This is a genomic window from Streptomyces sp. col6 (genome assembly GCF_008042035.1).
Lineage (GTDB): Bacteria > Actinomycetota > Actinomycetes > Streptomycetales > Streptomycetaceae > Streptomyces.
In genome coordinates this window covers 1590141-1597065 of the sequence record NZ_RDBL01000006.1, presented here as the reverse complement: position 1 = coordinate 1597065, position 6925 = coordinate 1590141, and the positions used below count along the sequence as shown (strand labels likewise).

Genomic DNA, 6925 nt, shown 5'->3' with positions numbered 1-6925 from the left:
GCTTCTGGGCCGCCCGGGTCGGCGGCTGGGCGGTCGTCTTCCGCCACTTCACCGGTCCGAACTTCGCCCGCGCCCGGCTCGTGCTCACCCTGGGCGGCGCGCCTCGCGTGCCCCACGCGCCGTGCGTACCGTCGTTGTCCATGAACCGTTGCCCCCTTGACCTGCCAGGTCCGTCACTGCCCCGGCCAATCTAGTGCGCGCACACGGTGAGTTCAGCAACGCGCCCGGATAGTGACCGCCGGAGGAACACCGCGGCCCCCGCGCCGCCTTCTGTCCGTCGCGGACAACGACACGTGCGCGACCACTCCCGATCGGAGCATGCCCGAGCCCCGGCCCCGCGCCTAGCCTGCACAACGAGAAGCGTCCGAAACACCCCCAGGAGCCCCGCATGACCGAAATCCCGCAGGAGCGCCGACTCGTCACCGCCATCCCCGGTCCGAAGTCGGTGGAGCTGCAAGACCGCCGGCTCGCGGCGGTCGCCGCCGGTGTGGGCTCCACGCTGCCCGTGTTCACCGCGCGGGCGGGCGGCGGGATCATCGAGGACGTCGACGGCAACCGTCTGATCGACTTCGGTTCCGGCATCGCCGTGACGTCGGTCGGCGCCTCCGCCGAGGCCGTCGTGCGCCGGGCCTCCGCCCAGCTCGCGGACTTCACCCACACCTGTTTCATGGTCACGCCGTACGAGGGCTACGTGGAGGTCTGCGAGCGGCTCGCCGAGCTGACGCCGGGCGACCACGCGAAGAAGTCCGCGCTCTTCAACTCGGGCGCCGAGGCCGTCGAGAACGCGGTGAAGATCGCCCGCGCGTACACCAAGCGCACCGCGGTCGTCGTCTTCGACCACGGCTACCACGGCCGGACGAACCTCACGATGGCGCTGACCGCCAAGAACATGCCGTACAAGAACGGCTTCGGCCCGTTCGCGCCGGAGGTCTACCGGGTGCCGGTGGCGTACGGCTATCGCTGGCCGACGGGCGCCGAGAACGCCGGCGCGGAGGCGTCCGCCCAGGCCATCGACCAGATCACCAAGCAGATCGGCGCAGAGAACGTCGCCGCGATCATCATCGAGCCGGTGCTCGGCGAGGGCGGCTTCATCGAGCCGGCCAAGGGCTTCCTGCCGGAGATCGCCCGGTTCGCGAAGGACAACGGCATCGTCTTCGTCGCCGACGAGATCCAGTCGGGCTTCTGCCGTACGGGCCAGTGGTTCGCCTGTGAGGACGAGGGCATCGTCCCGGACCTGATCACCACCGCCAAGGGCATCGCGGGCGGCCTGCCGCTGTCCGCCGTGACCGGCCGCGCCGAGATCATGGACGCGGCGCACGCGGGCGGCCTCGGGGGTACGTACGGCGGCAACCCGGTCGCCTGCGCGGGCGCACTCGGGGCCATCGAGACGATGCGCGAGCTGGACCTGAACAAGAAGGCGAAGCGCATCGAGGAGGTCATGAAGGGCCGCCTCGAAGGGATGCGGGCCGAGCTGCCGAACGGCGGCGTCATCGGTGACATCCGGGGCCGCGGCGCGATGATCGCGATCGAGCTGGTGAAGCCGGGCACGAAGGACCCGCACCCGGAGGCCGCCGGCGCGCTCGCGAAGGCGTGCCACGCCGAGGGCGTCCTCGTCCTGACCTGCGGCACGTACGGCAACGTCCTGCGCTTCCTGCCGCCGCTGGTGATCGGCGAGGACCTGCTGAACGAGGGCCTGGACGTCCTGGAGAGCGCCTTCGCCGGGATCTGATCCCGGGATTACGTGTGGGCCTGTGAAGAAAAGGTGGGGGGCCGATGGCGGGATACCGTACCCGCTATCGGTCCCCCTCCGCCTGACGTACGGTTTCCGCAGATGAGAGAAACACCCCGCTCGCAGGAGACTGCGGGCGAATCCGGGTCGGAGCTTCCCCAGCACCGTCCCGACCGTGCCTTCGCGCACACCACTGGAGCATCACGCTTCGGAACTCCTCACCGATCGGATGGCCGCTCGTCCCACACCCCCCGGGACGCGCGGCAAACCGGTCCACTCGTCCGCTCCGGAACAACCCCCCCAGTTCCGGGGCGGACGGCTTTTTTCCTCTCCCTGGTGTCGGGCCTGTCGGCCCTCTTCGCGCTGACCACCTGGCAGATCGCCGCCGACGGCCCCCTGCGCGGCCTCGACGAGCGCGCCGGACGCGCCCTCGTCGGCCACGGCCCGCGACCGCTCACCGAATTCCTCGCCGATCTCGGCAACATGCAGGTCGCCCTCCCCGTACTGGCGTGTGCGATCGGCTGGTCGCTGCTGCGCGGGCGGCGGTGGGAGCCGCTGGGCGCGGCCCTCGCGATGGCGGCGGTGCCGCTGCTGGTAGTACCGCTGAAGGACTGGATCGCCCGGCCGGGACCGCTGACGGAGGCGACGGGCTACTACCCGTCGGGGCACGCGGCGACGGCGGCGGTGGCGTACGGGGCTTCGGCGCTGCTGCTCGCCGGGCGCGGGCGGCGTGCGTGGATGATGCCCGTCGCCGCTGTCCTGCTGACGGCGGCGACGGGCATCGGTCTGGTGCTCCGCGGCTATCACTGGCCGCTGGATGTGCTGGGCAGCTGGTTCCTGTGCGGGCTGTTGCTCCTGCTGCCCCGCGGGTCCGGCCGGATCAGCCGAAGTAGGCGTCGAAGTTCTTCGAGAACTCCCAGTTGTTGAAGCGGTCCCAGTTGATGGACCAGGTCATCAGGCCGCGCAGGCCCGACCAGGTGCCGTGGGTGGCGTAGGAGCCGCAGTCGGTCTTCTTGGTGAGGCAGTTCAGCGCCTTGGTGACCTCGGCGGGCGAAGTGTGCCCGTTACCCGCCTGGGTGGAGGCCGGCAGGCCGATCGCGACCTGGTCGGGACGCAGACCGGGGAAGACCTTCGTCTGGTCACCGGCGACGGGGAAGCCGGCCAGCAGCATGTCGGTCATCGCGATGTGGAAGTCGGCACCGCCCATGGAGTGGTACTGGTTGTCCAGGCCCATGATGGAGCCCGAGTTGTAGTCCTGGACGTGCAGCAGCGTGAGGTCGTCGCGCAGCGCGTGGATCACCGGCAGGTAGGCGCCGGCGCGCGGGTCCTGGCCGCCCCAGGGGCCGGAGCCGTAGTACTGGTACCCGAGCTGTACGAAGAAGGTCTCGGGGGCCATGGTGAGGACGAACTTGTCGCCGTACTTGGCCTTGAGGGTCTTCACCGCCGAGATCAGGTTGACGATCACCGGCGTGGTGGGGTTCCGGAAGTCGGTGTCACCGGTGTTCAGCGAGAGCGAGTGGCCCTCGAAGTCGATGTCCAGTCCGTCGAGACCGTACTCGTCGATGATCTTGCCGACCGAGGAGACGAACATGTCGCGGGCGGCGGTGGTGGCGAGCTGCACCTGGCCGTTCTGGCCGCCGATGGAGATCAGCACCTTCTTCCCGGCGGCCTGCTTGGCCTTGATGGCCGCCTTGAACTCGGCCTCCGACTCGACGTTCGGGCACTCGGTGACCGGGCAGAGCTTGAAGCGGATGTCGCCGGAGGTGACGGAGGTCGGCTCGCCGAAGGCCAGGTCGATGACGTCCCAGGAGTCGGGCACGTCCGCCATGCGCGTGTAGCCGGAGCCGTTGGCGAAGCTGGAGTGCAGATAGCCGACGAGCGCGTGGGCCGGCAGCTGGGTGCCGCCCTCGCTCCCGCTGCCCTTGGTGGTGGTCGCGGAGACCGCGGCCGACTTGGCGGACTCGCCCGCCTCGTTGACGGCGCTGACCTGGAAGCTGTACGCGGTCGAGGCACTGAGGCCGGTCACGGTGGCCGAGGTGCCGGTGACGCTCTGGACCTTGGTGCCGCCCTGGTAGACGTTGTAACCGGTGGCCCCGGAGGAGCCCGTCCAGGACAGCGCGACCGAGGACGAGGTGACCGTACCGGTCTTGAGAGCAGTGGGGGCCGCGGGGAGCACGACCGGGTCCCCGCCGGGTCCGACGAGGCTGACGTCGTCGGCGTAGTAGGCCGGGGTGCCGTACCAGCCGTGCGTGTAGATCTTGAGCGAGGTGGTGGAGGCCCCGGTCGTGAACGTGGTCGTGAGCTTCTGCCACCCGGGCGCGGACTGCGTCCAGGTGGAGACGTCGGTCGTCCCGGTGCCCTCGGCGCCCAGGTAGACGTAACTGCCCTGCACCCAGGCGCTCAGCGTGTACGTGGAGCCGGGCTTGACCTTCACGGACTGCGCGCACTTGGCGTTGTCACTGCCGGCCGGGGTCGCCTTCAGCGCAGAAGTCCCGCCGTGTACAGGGGTGCTGACGGCGGCTCCGCTGCCACCGGAGCAGTTCCAGCCGGTCAGCCCGGCCTCGAAGGTGCCGTTGCTCGCCAGTTCGGCGTCGGCGGCGACGGCGGACGGCGCCGTGGCGGCCAGCCCTCCGGCGGCGAGCAGGGCCGCCGAGAAGGCGGCGAGCAGTCCGGTCATGCGGGCGGGGGGTCCCGTGCGTTCCACAACGGCCTCCGTACAGGGGGGAATTGATACGGCGAGGGGAATAGATGCGGCGCGCACAACATGGTCCAGACCAATCAGGTTGTCAAGACCTCTGGCACTGAGGGCCGTACGGGGGTGGGCGCGGCGGAGCGCCGGACGCCGGTGACCGCCCGGGTGCGCGGGCCTGCCGAAGCCCGGCGGCCACCCCTGTGCGCGAGCCCGTTCAGGCCCTCTCGTCCCCTGCCGCGCCCGCCGCCGCCTCGTGCATCGCGAGTTCCAGGAGGGTGGCGTCGGTGAGGGTGCCGGAGCCGTCGGGCGGGACGAGCCAGCGCACCTTCCCGGCCGGACGGCCCGGGTGCGGCACGACGATCCAGGTGCCGCGTCCGGCGCCCCTGATCCCCGTTCCGACCCAGCGGGCGACGGTGCCCGGCGGCACGAAGAAGCCCATCCGGGACTCGCCGAAGTCCGCGAGGACCGGCCCCGGCCGGTCGATGAGCCGGGTGAGCACGTCGAGCGTCGGATAGCCCAGCTCCCCCGGCAGGATCAGCACGTCCCAGCGCCGGCCGGCGGGCAGGAGCGCGATCCCCCGCGGATCGCGCTCCCAGTCCCACCGGCAGGCGGCCGGATCGGGTGCCGCCGACGCCAGCCACTCGACCGCTGCCCTGACCTTCGAGCCCGCCATGGCCCGCCTCCGTAGTCCGTGTCGCGCCGGCCGGGCGGCGGGCGCGTTCAGGGGGGAGAGCGGGGTGAGGCCGGTTCATGACGCGGGTCCGGCTACCCATTGGTAGTGATCTGGGTCACGTGGGCCCGTTGTCAGTGGCGGATGACAGACTCCACGGCATGGAACACATGGGGGACGTACGCAGTGTCGAGGAGCTCGTCGAGCTGACGGGCCGCGGCGAGAGGGTGAAGTACCTGCACTTCTGGGGGCACCGCCCGCGCCCGGACGGCAGCATCGGCGCGAGCTGCCTCAGCCAGTGGTGGCCCTCGCCGTTCACGGTCGACGGTGTGACGTACGCGTCGGCCGAGCACTGGATGATGGCCGCCAAGGCGCGGCTGTTCGGCGACGCGGAGGCGGCCGGGCAGGCGGTCGCGGCGAAGAGCCCCGCCGAGGCGAAGAAGGTGGGCCGGCTGGTCCGCGGCTTCGACGACGACGTCTGGAAGCGCGAGCGCTACGCCCTGGTGGTGGCGGGCAGCGTGCACAAGTTCGGGCAGGACCCGGAGCTGGTCGCATTCCTGCTCGGCACCGGGCACAGGGTCCTGGTGGAGGCGAGCCCGCTGGACCGGATCTGGGGCATCGGGCTCTCGGCGGACAGCCCGCGCGCGCAGGACCCGGCGCAGTGGCGGGGTCTCAACCTGCTGGGGTTCGCGCTGATGGCGGCCCGGGAGAAGCTGCGGGACGGGGCGGGCGGCGCCGGTATATGAACCGGCTCGCGGTGCGGCGGGGGTGGCCCCGCCGCACCGCGAGGAGTGGTTCAGGCCCGTACGGAGATGTGCCCCAGGGGGGCGTGCTCCCGCGCCTCGACGATCTGGGAGACGGCCGCCCGCTCGTAGGCGGAACCACTGTCGTCGTCCGTGTCGTCGCTGGTGATCGCCCAGATGAGGAAGCCGAGGAACGCCGCGCTGACGACGATCCCGACGGACCCGAGGATGATCCCGGCCAGCGCCACACCGCCGTTGTCGGCCTCGCCCCGCTGGGCGCGGCCGCGGCCCAGGACGCCGAAGATCAGCGCGAGGACGCCGAGGACGATGCCGAGGCCGTACATGCAGAAGCCGACGACCGAGATGAGGCCGAGAACCAGGGCGGCGATCCCCATCCCGTTCGCGGGCTGCGGGCCGCCCCAGGGGTGCCCGTAACCGGGATAGCCGGGGTAGCCGAACTGCGCGGGCTGCCCGGCCGGGTAGCCGTACGAGGCCGCCGGCGGGGGCTGGCTGCCCGGGTAACCGCCCGGCCCCATCTGCGGGACGCCCTGCCCCGGGCCGTTCGGCCCGACGGGCGGCGGGGGCACGGACCCGGGAGCGGACCACCCGGGGCCCCCGGTCGGCGGCCCGGCGAAGCCGGTTGCTCCGGGCTGCGGTGCCGCGAACGGGTTGGCCGGCACAGGGCCCGTACCGACACCCGGCATCGAGGCGACCGTCATCTGGTCGTGCACGCCCGGGGGGCGGGGGCCGCCGGGCGCGGTGGCGGTGGGCGTGTGGGGGCCGCCGGGTATGCCGTCGCCCGTCGGGCGATCCGGGCCGGGCCGGGCGCCGGCCGGTGCGGCGTCCTGCGGCGGGCGCGGGCCGTCGGGGCCGGCGCCCTTGTCCAGCGACACCGGGTCGCCCGACGGGCGGGCGTCCTCGGGCTCGGCGGTGTCCGGCGGCATACCGGCCTCCTGCGGCGCCGGGTGACCCGTGGCGTCACCCGGCCACACCGCGCCGCCCCGCGGCGCCCCGGCCCGCTCCGGCGGTGCCCACGGGTCGATCGGTGCGGCCCTGTCCGCCGGCTGGTCCGTGTTGTCTGGCATGGGCCT

General features: G+C 72.2%; 6 protein-coding genes. 3 read left to right on the top strand and 3 right to left on the bottom strand.

Annotated elements, in window-relative coordinates; genetic code table 11:
* Window positions 1–388: 388 nt before the first annotated feature.
* Together gabT and EAO73_RS11180 are read left to right on the top strand one after the other, a co-directional pair.
* Window positions 389–1729 carry a 4-aminobutyrate--2-oxoglutarate transaminase gene (gene gabT / locus EAO73_RS11185; protein ID WP_147971210.1) on the top strand — a complete coding sequence of 447 codons (1341 nt, stop codon included), beginning with the start codon at window positions 389–391 and terminating at the stop codon, window positions 1727–1729.
* A 336-nt stretch (window positions 1730–2065) separates the two neighbouring features.
* Window positions 2066–2656 (top strand): phosphatase PAP2 family protein, encoded by a 591-nt coding sequence (locus EAO73_RS11180; RefSeq protein WP_147971209.1) that lies wholly within the window; start codon window positions 2066–2068, stop codon window positions 2654–2656.
* Here the strand turns inward: EAO73_RS11180 and EAO73_RS11175 are convergent.
* Complete coding sequence (locus EAO73_RS11175; RefSeq protein ID WP_147971208.1) at window positions 2610–4433, bottom strand: chitinase; 1824 nt, start codon at window positions 4431–4433, stop codon at window positions 2610–2612. The two genes, EAO73_RS11180 and EAO73_RS11175, sit on opposite strands and share 47 nt — an antisense overlap.
* A 202-nt stretch (window positions 4434–4635) precedes the next feature.
* Window positions 4636–5145: a hypothetical protein gene (locus EAO73_RS11170; protein WP_147971207.1), complete on the bottom strand. Its 510-nt coding sequence runs from the start codon at window positions 5143–5145 to the stop codon at window positions 4636–4638.
* Between the two features lie 116 nt (window positions 5146–5261).
* On the opposite strand from EAO73_RS11170, the gene EAO73_RS11165 reads away from it, so the two are divergent.
* Window positions 5262–5837, top strand: a complete 576-nt coding sequence (locus tag EAO73_RS11165; RefSeq protein WP_147971518.1) for an NADAR family protein — start codon at window positions 5262–5264, stop codon at window positions 5835–5837.
* 50 nt (window positions 5838–5887) lie between these two features.
* Here EAO73_RS11165 and EAO73_RS36440 read toward each other — a convergent pair whose 3' ends face one another.
* Window positions 5888–6778, bottom strand: coding sequence for a DUF4190 domain-containing protein (locus EAO73_RS36440; RefSeq protein WP_412074588.1), 891 nt, complete (start codon window positions 6776–6778; stop codon window positions 5888–5890).
* Window positions 6779–6925 lie beyond the last annotated feature (147 nt).

Bases quoted from the DNA above. Each gene is read 5' to 3' on its own strand.
- gabT (WP_147971210.1), top strand. From the start codon at position 389: ATGACCGAAATCCCGCAGGAGCGCCGACTCGTCACCGCCATCCCCGGT.
- EAO73_RS11165 (WP_147971518.1), top strand. From the start codon at position 5,262: ATGGGGGACGTACGCAGTGTCGAGGAGCTCGTCGAGCTGACGGGCCGC.
- EAO73_RS36440 (WP_412074588.1), bottom strand. From the start codon at position 6,778: ATGCCGCCGGACACCGCCGAGCCCGAGGACGCCCGCCCGTCGGGCGAC.